Here is a 16,847-nt window from a genome sequence, read left to right as displayed (position 1 = left end):
TGTCAGCTCTAGTGCTTCCACTTTATTAGTCTCATATTCTGAACTAGAGTAAGTAACTTCATTTTCAATCGTATCTTTTAAACTAATCCAGCTAAGAGTATAACGGTCGCTTGGTCGAGTTAATGGGATATTAATAGGAATTTCAACAACGTAATGACCATTAGGTAACTGATGAAATTGAGAAGAGTCATAAATACCGTTACCCAGAGAGTGTGTGTTTGATTCATTTCTAAAGCTGACATAAGCACTCGATAAGGATGATTCATCACGAGCTTCCACTCGGACCAAAACTGTCTCTCCAGCTTGATAATCAGTCTTATTGGTGGTTATCGAAATAAGTTGAGGAGCTTGGCGATCTTCGGCAACTTCTGTGCCTAAACTAGTTTCTGTATCCAGCTCTGTCTCAGGATTAGCTGAAGAATTTTCAAGAACAGAATCTAAAGATAGTAACGAAATAGTGCTTTCAGCAACACTAGCTATCTGTGCATCATCAGCTTTAGCAATTAATGGGTTGGCTAAGAGAGCCATCCCTAATAAAACACTGGCTAAGCCAATACTATATTTCCGTAATGAAAACCGGTGTTTGCTCTGATAATCTGTCATAACGTTCTCCTTATTGTTATCAAAATATCTATACTTTTTCATTATATCACCCCCCCCCCCCGATAAATCAAGGGATTTTTAGTGTTTTCGTCAACTTTTAACAGTAATTTCCGTACGTTTTATATTTTCAAAAAAAAAAGTCTCTCAATCGATCTACAATCAATTGAGAGACTTTTACATAATTAATTACATCTTCTCTTCCAATTCCACTTTGGGATACTTGTCCGCAAACCAACGCAGGGCAAAGTCATTTTCAAAGAGGAAGACGGGCTGATCAAAGCGGTCTTTGGCCAGGATATTGCGGCTAGAAGACATACGCTCGTCCAGGTCTTCTGGCTTGATCCAGCGAACGGTTTTCTTGCCCATGGGGGTCATGACAACCTCGGCGTTGTACTCTCCTTCCATGCGGTGCTTAAAGACTTCAAACTGGAGCTGACCGACCGCTCCCAGCATGTATTCGCCTGTCTGGTAGTTCTTGTAGAGCTGAATCGCTCCCTCCTGCACCAGCTGCTCAATGCCTTTGTGGAAGGATTTTTGTTTCATGACATTCTTAGCAGAAACTTTCATGAAAATCTCTGGCGTAAAGGTCGGCAGAGGTTCAAATTCAAACTTGTTCTTTCCAACGGTCAAGGTATCGCCGACTTGGTAAGTTCCTGTATCGTAGACACCGATAATGTCGCCAGCCACGGCATTTTCAACATTCTCACGGCTTTCCGCCATAAACTGGGTCACATTGGACAGCTTAGCCCCCTTGCCAGTGCGAGGGAGATTGACCGCCATCCCACGGGTAAACTCGCCTGACACCACACGAACAAAAGCAATCCGGTCACGGTGTCGAGGGTCCATGTTAGCTTGAATTTTGAAGACAAAGCCTGAAAAATCCTTATCCAGTGGGTCAATGACCTCACCTGTCGTAGTCTTATGACCGTGCGGCTCTGGTGCAAACTCTAAGAAGGTATCAAGGAAGGTCTGCACGCCAAAGTTGGTAAGAGCTGACCCAAAGAAAACAGGGGTCAAATCCCCAGACAAAATCGCCTCACGGGAGAACTCATTTCCAGCTTCAGCCAAGAGCTCAATATCTTCCAAAACCTGCTCATAAAAGGGGTTATTGGCAAAGAGCGCTCCGCCATTTTCCAAAGGCGCAAACCGCTCCTCACTACGGTACAGCTCCAGACGTTGGTTATGCAGGTCATAGAGCCCCTCAAAGCTCTTGCCCATCCCAATCGGCCAGTTCATCGGATAGCTAGCGATGCCTAGCACCTCCTCCAGCTCTTGGAGCAAATCCAAGGGCTCACGACCATCGCGGTCCAGCTTATTGATAAAGGTAAAGACAGGGATATTGCGGTGCTTGACGACCTCAAAAAGCTTTTTGGTCTGTGCCTCAATCCCCTTGGCCGAGTCAACGACCATGACCGCCGCATCCACCGCCATCAGGGTCCGATAGGTGTCCTCAGAGAAGTCCTCGTGCCCCGGGGTATCTAGGATATTGACCCGCTTGCCCGCATAATCAAACTGCATGACAGACGAGGTCACCGAAATCCCCCGCTGCTTCTCAATGTCCATCCAGTCGGACTTGGCAAAGTTACCAGTCTTCTTGCCCTTGACCGTCCCAGCCTCGCGAATCTCCCCCCCAAAGTAGAGGAGCTGCTCAGTGATGGTGGTCTTTCCTGCGTCCGGGTGACTGATGATGGCAAAGGTACGGCGTTTTTTAATCTGTTCTTGTAAACTCATGGTATTTCTTTCTTCTTTTTTGATAAATAGCAGAGCTGGTCTGCTTATCGGTATTCTCTTTTCTTAACCCTCCTATTATACCTAAAAAGAAGGACTTTTTCAAACCTTACAAAAATTCCTCCTGAAAACCAGAAGGAATTAATTAACTAAGCTCTAGCAATCGCTTCTGCCCTTTCTGCACAAAGGCTACCAAGGCAAGGTTGGCAAGCGTAACAAGAACAAGATTGAACCAGATATTGTGGCTATTGACCAGCGGGGTTACCGCTAAGAATCCGTAATTTCCGCCTGTCAGCTGGTTTACCAGTAAGAGGAACAGGTTCAGCACCAAGCTATAAGATAAAATTGTTCGTATATTGAGGTGCTCCTCTTTTTGCTTACCAAGCAGATACAGCCAACCGTTGACAAAGAGAGCATAATGCCCCAGCACAAAGGAAGCAGTCGTCACATGCCAGATAGGAAAGGGATCAAAAACAGGATAAACAAAGGCAACAATGGCACCGCCAATCCCTAAATAAGCGAGATAGTCTTTGATGGGGGATGCTTTTGGCAAGAAGAGTACCGCAAACATGGCAATCCGGCAATGGTAAAGTGGCAAACTCTCCTCCAGCGGAAAACCGTCTGATAGGTACCAGCTATACAGACATACCAACTGTACCAGCTGCAACCCTTGGAAAACCCGTTGATAAGCTACTTTGTCTCTATAGCGAATGGTCAGCCAGAGTAAAAGCGGTAACAGACCTAGCAAACCTATGCGTACAAATAGAGACGGCTCAGGTGGTAGACTAGATTGTGTCGTGAAAAAATCAGACATCTCCGGCCTCCAGTACCTCTACCGCATGGCTTAAGTTCATGGAATTGGACCCCTTAAAGAGAACTTGGTCAGCTGGCTCAAGGACTGCTCTGAGCGCCTGCGTCAATTCCTCTAGCTGATCTAGATTTTTTGTCTTGGTAAAATGGCTGACGCGACCAGCTGGAAAGATTGATACAGCCTGATCATAGAGCGCTCGGATGTCCTCCCCATAGAGGAAGACCCTGTCTAGCACCTTGGGGTCTAGGCTGCCCATCATCTGAGCATGAAGGTCAAAACTAGCTGTTCCTAGCTCCTTCATATCTGCCAAGACCACGATTTTTTGCCCGCCAGGATTTTTAGGAATAGCTGAAAAGGTCTCTAAAATCAAGCGCATCGCCGTCGGATTGGCATTGTAGACATCGCTAAGCAGGTCAGCACCATTGGATGCCTTTTTCCACTCGGTACGATTGCGGGTCAAGACGAGATGAGCTAGACTGGTCACAATCGCCTCTTCTGTCACCCCCAACTCCTTACCGACATAGGCTGCCAGCATGGCGTTAGTGGCATTGTACTTACCCGTCACAGGCAGATGAAGCCTTTTCGCCATAAAATTAACGGAAAAGTCCACACTCTCTTTGTGCTCGACAAGTTCTGTCAGCTGGATGTCCTGACCAGCCCTGATGATGGTCTGATGGTGAGGTAAAAATGGCAAAATGATCTCATCATCTGGAACGATTAACAAGCCTCCGTCTGGCATGTGGTCAGCGATTTGCATCTTGCCCTCAGCGATTTTTGCCCGACTGCTAAAGAACTCCAAATGCGCCTCTCCAATCATGGTCACCACAGATAGACGAGGGCGTGCAATCTTAGACAGCAGCGCAATATCACCCAGACGATCCTGCCCCATCTCCAGCACCAGCTTTTCTGTATCATCTGGCATCTGCAAAACAGTGTAGGGCAGCCCAATCTCGTTGTTGTAGTTGCCTTGGGTCTTGTAGGTCTTGTAGGTAGTTGCTAGGACTTGGGCAATCATGTCCTTGGTCGTGGTCTTGCCATTTGAGCCTGTGACAGCGATGACCTCCACCTGCATTTTGTCAATGTAGTAGCTAGCCAGCTCTTGCAAGGCTGTCAAGCAATTATCGACCAACAAGTGAGGAAGCTCTCCCAAGTCACGCTCCGAAAAGGTCGCTACTGCACCGTTCTCAAAAGCTGTCTCGATAAAGTCGTGACCGTCTCTAGCCCCCTTGAGCGGGACAAAAAGATGTCCTGACACAATCTTTCGGCTATCAAACTCTAGTCCTGTCAATGGCAGGTCATCAAAGGCAGCCACATCATTTTTAGCACCCACCACTTGGGCGATTTCGTGTAAGGTTAATTTCATTGATTCTCCCAATTCTCATCAAGATCGGTAAAGCTATCCAGGTAACCAGCCAGCTCCTCTGGTTTTGGTAGCTGAAATTGTAAGTTATCATGAGCATAGCTAGGGTCATAACTAATGGACTCTTGTCGCTCACGGATCGGTCGATAAGTGTTTTTCTGGTATAGATACTCGGTTAAGGTCTGGTCTTCTGAAAAGAGAAAGCCAGAGGTCTTACGGGTGTACACAATGGTATAAGCCTGCCCTTGATAGACAACATCAGCGTAGCCATAGGACCATTGCCCAATAGTCAACAGGATAACAGCTAGAGCTGTCCCCAAATAAAGGACAGCAGGTAGCATCAAGACACTGAGAATACTGAGCAGGTACCGCCAATACCGCTGACGGATTTTTTCTATTAGAAAGCTGATGAGATACCCAAGCGCCAAACAGGCAAATCCATAAAGACCAAGGTAAAAAATAGGATTCAACTGAGCTAGTGACAATAACATACCAAGCAAAGCGATAGAGAGTTGCCATCTCCGCGACCACTGTTGATAGATAGCAACTCCTAGTAGCATGATAGTGAGGAAATGAAAAGGGAACATGCGGGTAAGGATAAACCAGATAAAACTAAACATTTTTCAGTCCCTCCTCAAAAAAGAGTGCCATGCACTCTCTATTATACTATAATACTGAAGATTTGTCTTTTTCAACTTGACGCAAGACGCCATCAAGCATCTCATAAACCTTATCGCAATAGGTCGTCATGCGATGATCGTGGGTTACCATGATAACCGCTTTTTGACGTTCCTTGCACTCTTTAGCCAGTAGTTCGACGACCTCAACGGCGCGTTCAGTATCGAGGCTGGCTGTCGGTTCGTCTGCTAATAGCAGAGCTGGTTCATTGTAGAGCGCACGTGCGATAGCCACTCGTTGCCGCTGGCCGCCTGAGAGCTCTTTGGGAAACTTTTTGACCAAGTGCTCAATCCCTAGCTCCTCAAGTAATTCAAGCTGTCTCTTTTTGTCAGCTTTGCCATTTATCCGATCAACCAAATCCAACTGCTTCTCCACCGACAGAAATGGAATGAGGTTGGACGATTGAAGGACAAAGCCGATGTCTTGAAAACGTAAGCGAGCCCGCTCCTTTTCAGGAAGCTGGGAATAATCTGTTCCGTTGATCAAGATTTGACCAGCTGTTGGTGTTTGCAACCCTCCAGCTAAGGTTAATAAAGTACTTTTGCCAGAGCCAGATGGACCAATAATAGCGATAAACTCTCCTGCAGCTATGTCAAAGTCTGTTGGTTTTAGTGCCTCAATGGTGCTATCACCATCTTGAAAACTTTTACTCACGGCTGTTAATCTTAAAATAGTCATGTCAACCTCCTACCCAATATGCTCCAGTGGATCCACCTTAACGATAGCACCGACCGAGAAGAGTGCCCCCAACAGAGCAAAGAGAATCAAGCCCCCTGAAATGCCGCTGTAAAAGAGCCAGTTATGCTCAAAAGGAACCGCCGAGGGTAAAACTAGGGAAGACAGAAGAGTTAACCCAAGTCCAATACCTGTTCCTAAACCAGCCAAGATCAAGGTTTGCCCTAGTACAGAGTTTGCGATATAAGGTGTTGACAAGCCTTGAATCTTCATCAGTCCAAAAATCGCTGCCTTTTGTGTTGTCAAGACAAAGATAAAAATGCCGATAACGACTGCTGCAATAACCACCAAAAACCCAATCATGAAGGCAAAGGTCAAGTTCTGTGCCGTGTATCCTGGAAGCTTATCAATAAACGCTGCTATATCAAGCTGTTCAAGGCTATCCTCAGGATAGCTGGTCACTTCTCCCCTGACCACAATCGCACTAGCTTGATTAATGGGTTGTCCCTTCTGGTAAATGGTTTTGAACGTTGACTGAGAGAGGTAAACTACAGGTGCCACACCGTAGGCTGCTCGATCCGTTATTCCCACGACAGTCAATTCTTTATCGCTCTCTCCCAAGGCTAACTGATCACCAATCGACAAGTCCAGCTCCTCTAGCAATTCAAGGGCAACGACTGCCTCATTTTCCTTTTCAAATCCCCGTCCCTCAATAATAGAAGGCATCAAAAAGGTTGTTGCATCGACACCAAAAACGGCTACCCGCTCCTTGTTTTCATCGCTGACTGGATTGTTTTCTGCCCAGGCAACACCCGACCGGAAAAAGAGTGAGGCCTTCTCTTCGGCTTTAACTTGGTCCACTAATGCCTCATCAATTATTGATGGTGCCAGTAATTTATTGGCCTCTGTTGACAGAAAAATTGTGTCCGCCTGCCATTTGTCAACGGCTGCTCGGTTCTGTTGCATCAAACCGTAAGCCAACCCAGTCAAGAAAAAGACCAGATAGGCGACCAAAACCAAGAGCCCCAATATCAAGCCATAGCGTAGCTTGCTTTGCTTCATTTCTTCGATTGCTAAAAACATCTTTCCTCCATCCGTTTCTATTCCTTGATATCTTTTCTGAAACAGCAAATTATTTTACCATTATACCACAAAAAGGCTGGGACAAAAATCCTAACCTTTCAAGTGATTTTTAATTTTCAAGCAAGGCGTAGTGGTTAAGCGGGCTAACAACTCATCGAATTCTGACGAATTACCGAATTTTGTCCCACTCTCACTATTTCCCGCCACGCCTTGAAGCATTCAACCACTGCACCTCGCTAAACCATTCAAAAGCAAATGGAGAGGCAAGGACTTTTGTCCCTCCCTCTCTTCCTTTTATTATAGTAAGTGCCCCTCACGTTTGTCAAACATCTCTTTGGCTAGTCGTACCAATTCTTCAATCAAATCTGGGTACTTTAGCCCCATGTTGTCCCACAAGAGCGGGAACATGGAGAATTGGGTAAAGCCTGGCATGGTGTTGAGCTCATTGAGGTAGACTTCCCCATCTTCTGTCAAGAAGAAATCACAACGTGATAGCCCGCAGCCACCGATAGCACGAAAAGCTTGGGCAGCGTAGTCGCGCATGGTCGCCATGACATCTGCTGGAATGTCTGCTGGAATCGCCATGGTTATTTTGTTATCAATGTACTTGGCCTCGTAGTCGTAGAAGGCCACATCCTTCACCACTTCACCTGCTTGGGTTGTTTTCACATCCGCATTGCCCAAGAGACCGACCTCAATCTCCCGTGCCACAACGCCTTGCTCAACCAGCACACGGCTATCATACTGGAAAGCTAGCGCTAAGGCTTTTCGTAGACCAGCCTGATCATCTGCCTTTGAAATCCCGATAGATGAGCCCATATTGGCAGGCTTGACAAAGACAGGATAGGTCAGGTTCGCCTCAATTTCAGCAATCTTGGCCTCCAGCTCCTGCCCTTCAATGACCGCCACAAAGGCCACCTGTGGAATACCTGCTGTGGCCAGCACATGCTTGGTCGTAATCTTGTCCATAGCGACACTAGATGACAAGATATTGGTCCCCACATAAGGCAGGCGCAAGACCTCAAGGAAGCCTTGAATAGAGCCGTCCTCACCCATCGGACCGTGCAGGACAGGAAAGACCACCGCCCCCTCCTCGTAGATACTGCTTGGAGCAATAGCAGAGCTGTCGCCCATGGTCGCATTGGTCATCAGCTTCTCCTCAGCAGATGGCGTCGTCGTAAACTCCTGCGTCTTGATAAAATCACCTGCTTGACTGATAAAATACGTCTTCACCACAAATTTGTCATAGTTGACCGCCCGCATGATGCTTTCTGCCGACAGGACAGACACCTCACGCTCCGCTGACCGCCCACCGTACAGTAAAATTAGCACTTGTTTTGACATAGGATTTCCTCATTTCTTTTTTTTGGTATAGCTATTGGAAGACAGCTCCTCACACTTCTGTCCGATTTTCAATGGCTTTGAGCAAAGTCAGCTCGTCGGCGTACTCAATGTCACTACCAACAGCAAGTCCTCTTGCCAGACGAGTGACTTTGAGACCTGCTGGTTTCAAGATACGGGACAGGTACATGGCTGTCGCTTCGCCATCTGCCGTAGCATTGGTTGCAATGATGATTTCCTCTACCTGACTGTCCATCAGGCGACTGATAAGGGACTTGAGGTTGATGTCATCAGGACCAATCCCATTCATGGGGGAAATTAACCCATGCAGGACATGGTAAAGTCCGCGGTATTCTTGGATTTTTTCCATCGCAGACACATCCTTACTCTCCTCAACAACGAGAATAAGCGATGTATCTCTAGTCTCATCCTGACAGATAGCACAGGGGTCGTCATCTGTCAGATTGCCACAAACAGAGCAATAAGTCAGTTCCCGTTTAGCCGATAGGAGATTTTTAGCAAATTCGTTAACATCCTCATCCGACATGGACAAGGTGTAAAAAGCCAAACGGGTTGCTGTTTTGATGCCAATGCCTGGCAACTTGGAAAAACTATCAATCAACTTGGCTATTGGCGTAGGATATAACACAGGCACTCCTTTACTTCATGCTTTCATAGAGATTGATAATCTCTTTTGCAGCCCTTAGGCTGACTAGAGAATTTGTCTCTGTACTGTGGGGGTAGACAACTGCCACGGCAAATTCTGGCTCACTGCTTGGGGTGTAGGCAATGACATTAAAATTATTGGTGTTAATCGTCTGACCGTTTTTGGTGACAAAAGTTTCAGCTGTACCAGTCTTAGCCGCAATATCTGCTGATGTCCCGCGACTCAGTTCACCACCCGTTGTAAAAGCGGCATTGCCGTGAACTACTTGATAGAAGCCCGACTGGATAATGCCTAGTTCCTCATCGCTGATCGCAATGGTATTTAAGACCTGAGGTTCAATAGCTTGTACTAAGTCACCTAACTGTGTAGGGTCTTGACTGCTATATAAGCCTTCAACGAGGTGGGGCGCGATGCGGCGCCCACCGTTGGCAACCGTCGAGACATACTGAGCTAGCTGCAAAGGGGTGTAGTTATCAAACTGCCCAAAACTTTCTGTCAACACATTAGCAGGGTCATAATCTTCTGGGACATAGCCTGTTGATTCACCAACCAAATCAACACCTGTCGCTGCCCCCATGCCAAATTGCGCAAAAGTCTCACGAAGTTTAGCCATAGCGACCTCATAGGTTTGGGGCAATAGCATAGCTGGCACATAATCTTGACCCATCAATTTGAGTGCGATCTGTACCATATAGGTGTTTGACGAGTATTCTAGAGCTTGAATCGCAGAAATAGGCATACTGCCGACACTGCTCGTAAACCAAGAGGTAATTGGTTTTGATGCAGCTAGCTGAATAGGCTGGTCTGTCAGAACTTGATTACCTGCAATCACGCCATTTTGCCAGCCCGCAGCAAGCACCGCTCCTTTGACAACCGAACCTGGTGTAAAGACTTTCGTAATGGTGCCTAGGGCATCTTTTGTGACCTGGCCTGTTTCAGTATCGTGCTCAATACCGGCCATAGCAAGAATAGCACCCGTTTGCGGGTTCAGTGCAACAGCATACATGCCTTCTGAATGGATTGCCGTCCCTGATGTGAGTTGCGCTTGAAAGGATTGCTCAAGGATTTTTTCAACCCCTTCTTGAAAGGCTAAGTCAACCGTTAGCTTGAGGTTTTTTCCTGGCTCCCCAACTTGGGTGAGTTCATCTGATACAATAGTATTGTCTTTGTCCAGCTTAATTGTTCTGTTGGTTTTGGTTCCCTGAAGTTCAGGCTCATAGTATTTTTCCAAATAGCTGGTGCCGACACGATCATTGAGTGAGTAGCCTTTTTCCAGATAGCTTTTGGCTTCTTCCGCAGGCAAACCAGTCTGTCGACTAGAGACCTGCCCCAATAGTGGAGTCAAACTATTTGAAGTGGGTTGCCTATCCCAGTCAGCTCGAATAGACAATCCATCCAACGACTTGTCAGCTGAAATCTGCGCAATCTGCTCCGCAGACAGGTCGCCTGTTCGGAGAGAAACCGTGTCAAAGGCAGGTGTCGCATTCATTTGGCTGAAAAGCGATACGATAGTTAATTCGTCTGCTGAAAAATCAATCTGCTCATCTGTCACTGCATCAACAGCATGCTGGTAGACGGTCGCTTCTTTTAAGCGATTGCCGTACTTGTCATAGCGCTGGTCGTCTGGTAAACCTTCTACCACCTGACGGTAGTTGTCCTGGGTCGCAAAATAATAATCAACTTTGTCCCTGCGCGTTACAGTTGTGTCTGTCACCGTCACCAACTGTGCGAGTTGCGTTGCTAACGCCTTGAGTTCAGCTGCCGTTTGACTATTGGTACGGGTAAAGGCAACGACTTCTTTGATATTATTTTGCACCAGAGGACGACCTTTAGCATCAAAAATCTGACCGCGTGGATGAGATGTTTTTACCGTATAAACCTGGGTTCGGTCTAATTTTTCAAGGTAAAAAGCTTTGTTGATTAACTGCATATCCACCAGTCTGGCCAAGAGCACTGTCATCAAGAAAACCACCAAAAAAAAGAGGCTGTTCAAGCGGTTGGCAATAATCAGCCCAAGGGGTTTCGTTTTACGATGGTGTCGCTGTTTGTTCATATCATCCTCTTCTTTTTGCACTATGACTATTCTACCATAAATCAAGATGGTTTGGCATAGAAAACTGTGATTTTCTGAAAGTTATTTTCGCTTATCAACTGACAGAACAAGAGGTTGGAAAAACATACCAACCTCTTGTTCATTTATTAAATATTTCATCAAAACATGAGTGTTAATCAGGTTAAGAGAAGCCATTACTCAAAAGAATTCAGCAAGTCATCGACATGTTACACCTTAGCCCATCAGATCAGTTGTCAAAGTAGCACTTTTTTAGGTTTATAGATACCATGCCGCCGTTCAAGTATGGCCAGAACCTGGTTATCGTGAAAGGCCGCTAATAGGTCTTCTGTCCGATCTAACTGGACAAAACGACCGTGGGAGAGTTCTGTCGCTTCTTCGTCAGTGACATCATGACGTGGTAAATCTAAAACCCCGTACTCGATTGGTAACAAAAATGACCAATCTCCTCGCTCAACCAGCTCTGCTATTTCTCCAAGAGACTGCGCGGACGATAGGTCAAGACCTGCAGAAGCTTTGCGGCAAAGGGCGGACATGTGGCTCGCCAAACCTAGTTTTGCGCCTAAATCAACTGCTAGTGTGCGGACATAGGTTCCCTTGCTACAGGCGACACGAAAATTGAACCGTAGGCAGTCACCGTCACTGAGCAAGGGGCTAGTTCGCTTAAAGTCAGTAATGGTCACCTGGCGCTTGGGACGCTCAACGGCTTCACCTGCCCTAGCGTACTCATAAAGCTTGCGTCCATTGACCTTGACTGCCGAATACATAGGTGGTATCTGGGTGATTTGTCCGATGAAACTCGCCATGGCTTGGTCGATGACGACTTCAGTCACATCTATTGGAACAGGAGTTCGTTCAAGGACGCTACCACTCGCATCCTCTGTCGTGGTTGAGTAGCCCAGAGTAATCTCACCCTCGTAGACCTTGCCAGAATCCGTCATGTACTCGATAACACGGGTCGCCTTGCCAACTGCGATTGGAAGTACTCCGACCACATCTGGGTCAAGCGTTCCACCGTGACCGATTTTCTTTTCATGCAGAATCTTGCGGAGCTTAAAGACCGCGTCATGGCTGGTCATCCCAGCCTCTTTTTTTAAGTTAATAATTCCTGACAGCATAGGTTTAGTATAGCACAAGTTGACTGAAAAACCAAGATGAGGCACATCAGCCTATCAACTGAGCAACAAACTGCCTCTAACCATCACAGTTGCAGACAGTTTTTAATCACGAAAATTTACATAAATTAAATTATGTATAAAAATCATTTCTAAAATCTTAGGATTTACTAATTGTCACAACGGTTCCCTCGCCGACTTGGCTGGTAATCGTCAGCTCAAGCTCCAGCTGGGTCAGGATGGTCTTGGTCATGTAAAGTCCGAATCCTGTCGCCTTTTGGTGCTCGTGACCATTGTAGCCTGTGAAGCCCTCCTGCCCTAGGCGCGGTAGATCTTCTGGCAGAATTCCCAAGCCTGTATCGCTGATAACCAGCCCTTTTTCTGACAGGCTGATAGTAACAGCGCCGCCTGGTTTGTTGTACTTGAGGGCGTTGCTGAGGAGCTGTTCAATGGCAAAGCTGAACCATTTTTTATCCGTGTCGAGCTGCCAGTCTCCCTCGATGGCCACGCGAATACCCTGACTGAGGAACTGAACCCGATAGGCCTTAACCAAATCAACCATCACCTGTCGCACATCGACACGAGCAAAACGAAAATCTAGTTGTTGCTTGCTTAGCTTGAGGTAGTTAAGCAAGTTAGCCAGATAGGTGTCCAAGTGGTGGAGCTGAAGCTGAACATCTTGTGGGTTAAGCTGGTCAGTCTGGACCATGAGAGACAGGGCCGACAGGGGGATTTTCATCTGATGGGACCACATCTTGATGATGGCTTGTCGCTGGGTATCCCTTTGCGTCAGCTGACTCTGCTCCTCCTCATAGGTTTGAGCCTGCTCTGCTAAGAGGGTGAGAAAGGCGCGCTCACTAGGCTCTGACAAGTCCTGCAAGATTTCTCGGTCATGATGCACCAGCGCCAGCATTTTCCGCCGAAAAGACAGGAAAAGAAAGGTGCTAAGACCAGCCAAAATGAGCAGCACCAGCCACAAGCTAAAGAGAAAATAGCTCATGGGCAGGCCGTAAAGGGCGAACTGACCGAGAAAGAGAGCAATGGTGAGGCTGACGGTCAGGTAGAGCCAGCGGTACTCACGAAAAAAGTCTCTCAGCATAGGCGGTAGCCCTCCCCACGGATGGTGACGATTCGGTCAAAGTCCACGTCGCGCAACTTCTTGCGCAAGCGGGTCATATTGACACTAAGCGTATTCTGGTCGATAAAGTCGCCGCCCTCCCACAGTTTGTCTAGCAGGGCCTCTTTGGTCACGGTTTGGTGGGCTTTTTCAAATAGCAGAGCTAGGAGCTTGGTCTCGGTCGGACTGAGCTGGATCTGCCCTGTGGCACTGGTGAGGAGCCCGTCGAGGCTGAGCGTGAATCCCTCAAACTGCCGATGACCGCTGTCAAATTGCTGGACACGGCGCAGGACAGCCGCTAACTTGGCCTCCAAAACCGCTAGCGAAAAGGGCTTGCTGATAAAATCATCCGCCCCAGTCGTCATGGCGGTTACCGCACTGACCTCATCGTCCTTACTGGAGATAAAGATGATCGGTACAGTCATGGTCTGACGAATCCGCTCCGTCCAGTAGAACCCATTAAAATAAGGCAGACCGATATCCATTAAAATCAAATCAGGCGAAAAAGCTGTCAACTCCGTCAGAACATCTCGGAAATCTTGCACCTCCTGCACCTGATAAGATCGGCTAAAATGTTTTTTTAGCAGACCAACAATGGTCGCATCGTCTTCGATAATGTAAAGTTTAGGTTGTGTCATAAGTTTATTATAGCTGAAAAAGTGGCTAGAAGCCACTTTTTACTGTCCTTACTCCTTTTCTCCTTGCAGCCAAGCAATAGCTTTTTCTTGCGCCTGCTCGGTCAGGACATCGGGCTGGATAGGGGTGTTGTCATAGGTTTGCCCTTTGCGGTTGACCAATTTACTGGTCGTGATAACCAGACTAGCCCCGTCATAGAGATAGACGGGTAAATTGCCTGTGGTATAGCCAGCTGTGGCTTGACCGAAAAAGCGTGCCCTGTCCAGACCCTGAAAACTCATGGCTGTAATCTCACCAGAACTGCCTGTCTTTTCGTTTATCAGAACTGCAATGGGCACATCAAGCTTCTTGACCTGACCGAGGTCAAAGGCCTGTCCGTTGCTGAGACGATTGCCAGCTAAGTTGACCGATTGACGCTGCCCATCCCTATCTTCAAAGCTAAAGAGCTGACCGTCTGGCAAGACTGGCGACAGCCCCAACAACATAGGGCTCATGTCACCGCCACCATTGTCCTGCAAGTCAAGAATCAGTCCTTGATAGTCTTGTGCCGCTAAGGCATCTCGTACGGTTTGAGCGTACTCTTGAGAACTTTTGGGGTCAAGGCTGACCCATTCTGGTAATTTGAGGTAGAGAATGTCCCCTGACAAGACTTGACTGCTGGGCATAACAGAGCTCGACTGACTGACCTTTTCCTGTTTCAGGATAAAGCTGTGCTTGCCTCCCGCGACAGCAAGGGCAGGCTGGAGCAGAGCTAAACTCTCCTCGTAGGAGGTACTGGTTTTTAGCTGGTCCGCAGTCTCTGCTTTTATCGCCTGCCACTCCTTACCTCTAGCATAAAGCCCTAGGCGATCGATCTGCTCCAGACCTGCTAAACCATAGCTTGTTGGACTCGGTGGTAGTAGATAGATGTTGTAACGAGGTCCGAAGTAGGCTAACATGCTCAGCCCCACCGTCACAAGGATAACAAGTATTCCAAGGATTCCCAAAAAAACTTTTCTCACGGTTTACCTCTCAATCATGCCATAGTAGACCCTGCTGGTCAGCTTGTAGATGGCAAAGTAAATCACTAGAATCACAAGAATGGCTAGACCGCTAATCTGATAAACGAGCGCCGTATCAGTCACGCCAAAGAGCAAGAGCATCTGCTTAATCATGGTTAAGGCGACCAAGAAATGGATAATCGCCATCACAATCGGCATGAAAAAGACGGCTAAAACCTGCGAATTGATGGTCTTTTTGACGGCTGCTTTACTCATACCAACCTCTTGTAGGATTTTATAGGATTTCTTGTCCTCGACCCCCTCGCTGTACTGTTTGTAGTAGATAATCAAGGCTGCGCCTGCTAAGAAGGCCGTGCCAAGGAGGAAGCCTGTGAAGACAAAGCCTCCCATTTCAGCCAGCAGCACGGACAAATGCTCCTCTTTACTCTCTAAATTAAGCTCTGAGTTTGCAGCTAGGGTTGCTATTTCTTCCGCATTCAAATCCAGATGAACAGGGTAGGTCACTAGCCACTCGCCACTACCGACTTGGAAACCACCGCCGCTGTTAAAGGCATTTAGGGCATCCATCATCTCCTCATCACTGCTAAAGACCCAGACGGCAGCACTGTAGAGGTTGGCCGTCACAGGAACCGTCACGTCCTTGAAATTCTTAACATTGCGGTAGGAACGCCCGAAAAAGTCAATGGTTTCAATCTGGCTTTCTTCCCTCTGAAGCCAAAAGGCGGTTTCTCCGCTCTTGAGCTGAGGCAGCTCGTTGCCCAGAGCCCGAAAGTCATCCTGAGTCATCAGCACCACAAAGGACAACTGGGTAACGTTAACATTCTTGTTCTGAACGGTTTCGGTATCCACCTGCCAGTGTTTATCTGCCCCTACGTTGACACCGATAACGCTGATCATATAAGGGGTAGCGTTTTTGGGGGCATAGCCGAGCTGGTCGACAACCTGCGTCTGATAGGCAGCTTCAGCCTCTGCTCTGCTATTTCCCGATAGGAACACCGTCGCACTGCGTGGAAAGAGGCGGTTAGTCTGACCAGTCGCTGACCCATAGAGGGAACTGGTCGTTGCGATTGCCACAAAGGACATGACCGCTAAAAGGGTGATGTTAGCTAGCCCAACCGCATGTTGTTTAATCCGAAAGAGCATCTGGCTAGTGCTGACAAAATGCTCAGGCTGGTAGAAATAAGTCTTGTTAGCACGGCGGCGCTTGAGGAACCACGCTACAAAAGCGATGTAAAAGAGATAGGTTCCGATGATGACCAAGATTACCGCCACAAAGAAACGTAAGAGAACCGCTAGAGCCGCAACCTTGCTAGAGGTTAGGGACAGGGCGTAACCACCTCCCAGAGCGAGAAGACTCAGGAGAGCCAGCAGGATATTGCCACGAGGTTCACGCTCCCCAGCCTCGCTGGAGCGAAAGAGCACCAGAGGAGAGGTTTTGCCGACCTTGACCCAAGACAGGATGATCAAGAGCCCAAAAATCCCAAAGAATAAAAGAGCATTGATAGCCAGTCCTGCCCAGCCCGGTTGGAACTGCAACTGGTTATAGTGGGTGATGTTGGCAAATAAGAGGTAAAAAAGATTTGAAAACCCAAGGCTGACCAGAGAACCGAGACCAACCAAGGCAAAGGCGGTAAGAATCAGCTCCAAGCTAGCAATCAGGGCAACCTGCCCCTTTCGCATACCTAGCATATTGTAGAGCCCGAACTCCCGCGTCCGTTGCTTGATGAGAAAGTTGAAGCTGTAAACGGACATGATGATGGAGAACAGCATCAAGATCGTGATGGCAAGGCTCATTGCCGTTGTCCCATGCTTCATTTGCCTCACTACAGGACTAAACTGGACGAGGAGCGTTGACCCAGTCAGGGTATAGAGCACCAAACTCGCCAATAAAAAAGGGGCGTAGATGGTGAGAGAATTTTTGATATTGTTGATTGCTAATTTTAAGTAAAACACCTTAATCA

The 16,847-nt window shown here is 47.4% G+C and carries 15 protein-coding genes; all 15 read right to left on the bottom strand.

Annotated elements, in window-relative coordinates:
• Positions 1-603: YSIRK-type signal peptide-containing protein (locus A3GW_RS10900; protein ID WP_040798592.1), on the bottom strand; the 603-nt coding region annotated here is incomplete at its 3' end.
• 186 nt (positions 604-789) lie between these two features.
• Positions 790-2,334: a peptide chain release factor 3 gene (locus A3GW_RS0106110; RefSeq protein ID WP_018368419.1), complete on the bottom strand. Its 1,545-nt coding sequence runs from the start codon at positions 2,332-2,334 to the stop codon at positions 790-792.
• Between the two features lie 142 nt (positions 2,335-2,476).
• Entirely contained in the window at positions 2,477-3,145 is a 669-nt protein-coding gene (locus A3GW_RS0106105; protein WP_018368418.1) for a YwaF family protein, read from the bottom strand.
• Positions 3,138-4,505, bottom strand: a complete 1,368-nt coding sequence (locus A3GW_RS0106100; protein ID WP_018368417.1) for a UDP-N-acetylmuramoyl-tripeptide--D-alanyl-D-alanine ligase — start codon at positions 4,503-4,505, stop codon at positions 3,138-3,140. Before A3GW_RS0106100 ends, A3GW_RS0106105 begins: the two co-directional genes overlap by 8 nt.
• Positions 4,502-5,122 (bottom strand): hypothetical protein, encoded by a 621-nt coding sequence (locus A3GW_RS0106095; protein WP_018368416.1) that lies wholly within the window; start codon positions 5,120-5,122, stop codon positions 4,502-4,504. Before A3GW_RS0106095 ends, A3GW_RS0106100 begins: the two co-directional genes overlap by 4 nt.
• Positions 5,123-5,168: 46 nt before the next feature.
• Positions 5,169-5,858, bottom strand: coding sequence for an ABC transporter ATP-binding protein (locus tag A3GW_RS0106090; protein WP_018368415.1), 690 nt, complete (start codon positions 5,856-5,858; stop codon positions 5,169-5,171).
• 9 nt (positions 5,859-5,867) lie between these two features.
• The gene (locus A3GW_RS0106085; protein ID WP_018368414.1) at positions 5,868-6,938 is read right to left on the bottom strand and encodes an FtsX-like permease family protein; all 1,071 of its coding nucleotides are present in this window, start codon (positions 6,936-6,938) and stop codon (positions 5,868-5,870) included.
• Positions 6,939-7,235: 297 nt separating this feature from the next.
• Positions 7,236-8,282: a D-alanine--D-alanine ligase gene (locus tag A3GW_RS0106080; protein WP_018368413.1), complete on the bottom strand. Its 1,047-nt coding sequence runs from the start codon at positions 8,280-8,282 to the stop codon at positions 7,236-7,238.
• Between the two features lie 49 nt (positions 8,283-8,331).
• On the bottom strand, positions 8,332-8,928 hold the full coding sequence (recR, locus tag A3GW_RS0106075) for a recombination mediator RecR (RefSeq protein WP_018368412.1): 597 nt from the start codon (positions 8,926-8,928) through the stop codon (positions 8,332-8,334).
• Between the two features lie 10 nt (positions 8,929-8,938).
• A complete protein-coding gene (gene pbp2b / locus A3GW_RS0106070; RefSeq protein ID WP_018368411.1) occupies positions 8,939-10,999 on the bottom strand; it encodes a penicillin-binding protein PBP2B in 2,061 nt (686 codons plus the stop codon).
• 254 nt (positions 11,000-11,253) lie between these two features.
• The gene (gene truB, locus A3GW_RS0106065) at positions 11,254-12,135 is read right to left on the bottom strand and encodes a tRNA pseudouridine(55) synthase TruB (protein WP_026216624.1); all 882 of its coding nucleotides are present in this window, start codon (positions 12,133-12,135) and stop codon (positions 11,254-11,256) included.
• Between the two features lie 157 nt (positions 12,136-12,292).
• On the bottom strand, positions 12,293-13,231 hold the full coding sequence (locus A3GW_RS0106060; protein ID WP_018368409.1) for a sensor histidine kinase: 939 nt from the start codon (positions 13,229-13,231) through the stop codon (positions 12,293-12,295).
• Positions 13,225-13,887, bottom strand: coding sequence for a response regulator transcription factor (locus tag A3GW_RS0106055; protein ID WP_026216623.1), 663 nt, complete (start codon positions 13,885-13,887; stop codon positions 13,225-13,227). The genes A3GW_RS0106060 and A3GW_RS0106055 overlap by 7 nt, the downstream gene beginning before the upstream one ends.
• A 48-nt stretch (positions 13,888-13,935) precedes the next feature.
• Positions 13,936-14,886 (bottom strand): S41 family peptidase, encoded by a 951-nt coding sequence (locus tag A3GW_RS0106050; RefSeq protein WP_026216622.1) that lies wholly within the window; start codon positions 14,884-14,886, stop codon positions 13,936-13,938.
• 3 nt (positions 14,887-14,889) lie between these two features.
• The gene (locus A3GW_RS0106045; protein WP_018368406.1) at positions 14,890-16,839 is read right to left on the bottom strand and encodes an FtsX-like permease family protein; all 1,950 of its coding nucleotides are present in this window, start codon (positions 16,837-16,839) and stop codon (positions 14,890-14,892) included.
• Positions 16,840-16,847 lie beyond the last annotated feature (8 nt).

This window comes from Streptococcus entericus DSM 14446 (assembly GCF_000380025.1).
GTDB lineage: Bacteria > Bacillota > Bacilli > Lactobacillales > Streptococcaceae > Streptococcus > Streptococcus entericus.
This window is presented reverse-complemented; position numbering and strand designations above follow the sequence as displayed.

Coding starts and splice junctions, on each gene's coding strand:
- A3GW_RS0106100 (WP_018368417.1), bottom strand. CDS start 4,505: ATGAAATTAACCTTACACGAAATCGCCCAAGTGGTGGGTGCTAAAAAT.
- A3GW_RS0106105 (WP_018368418.1), bottom strand. CDS start 3,145: ATGTCTGATTTTTTCACGACACAATCTAGTCTACCACCTGAGCCGTCT.
- A3GW_RS0106090 (WP_018368415.1), bottom strand. CDS start 5,858: ATGACTATTTTAAGATTAACAGCCGTGAGTAAAAGTTTTCAAGATGGT.
- truB (WP_026216624.1), bottom strand. CDS start 12,135: ATGCTGTCAGGAATTATTAACTTAAAAAAAGAGGCTGGGATGACCAGC.
- A3GW_RS0106085 (WP_018368414.1), bottom strand. CDS start 6,938: ATGTTTTTAGCAATCGAAGAAATGAAGCAAAGCAAGCTACGCTATGGC.
- A3GW_RS0106095 (WP_018368416.1), bottom strand. CDS start 5,122: ATGTTTAGTTTTATCTGGTTTATCCTTACCCGCATGTTCCCTTTTCAT.
- pbp2b (WP_018368411.1), bottom strand. CDS start 10,999: ATGAACAAACAGCGACACCATCGTAAAACGAAACCCCTTGGGCTGATT.
- A3GW_RS0106110 (WP_018368419.1), bottom strand. CDS start 2,334: ATGAGTTTACAAGAACAGATTAAAAAACGCCGTACCTTTGCCATCATC.
- A3GW_RS0106080 (WP_018368413.1), bottom strand. CDS start 8,282: ATGTCAAAACAAGTGCTAATTTTACTGTACGGTGGGCGGTCAGCGGAG.
- A3GW_RS0106055 (WP_026216623.1), bottom strand. CDS start 13,887: ATGACACAACCTAAACTTTACATTATCGAAGACGATGCGACCATTGTT.
- A3GW_RS0106060 (WP_018368409.1), bottom strand. CDS start 13,231: ATGCTGAGAGACTTTTTTCGTGAGTACCGCTGGCTCTACCTGACCGTC.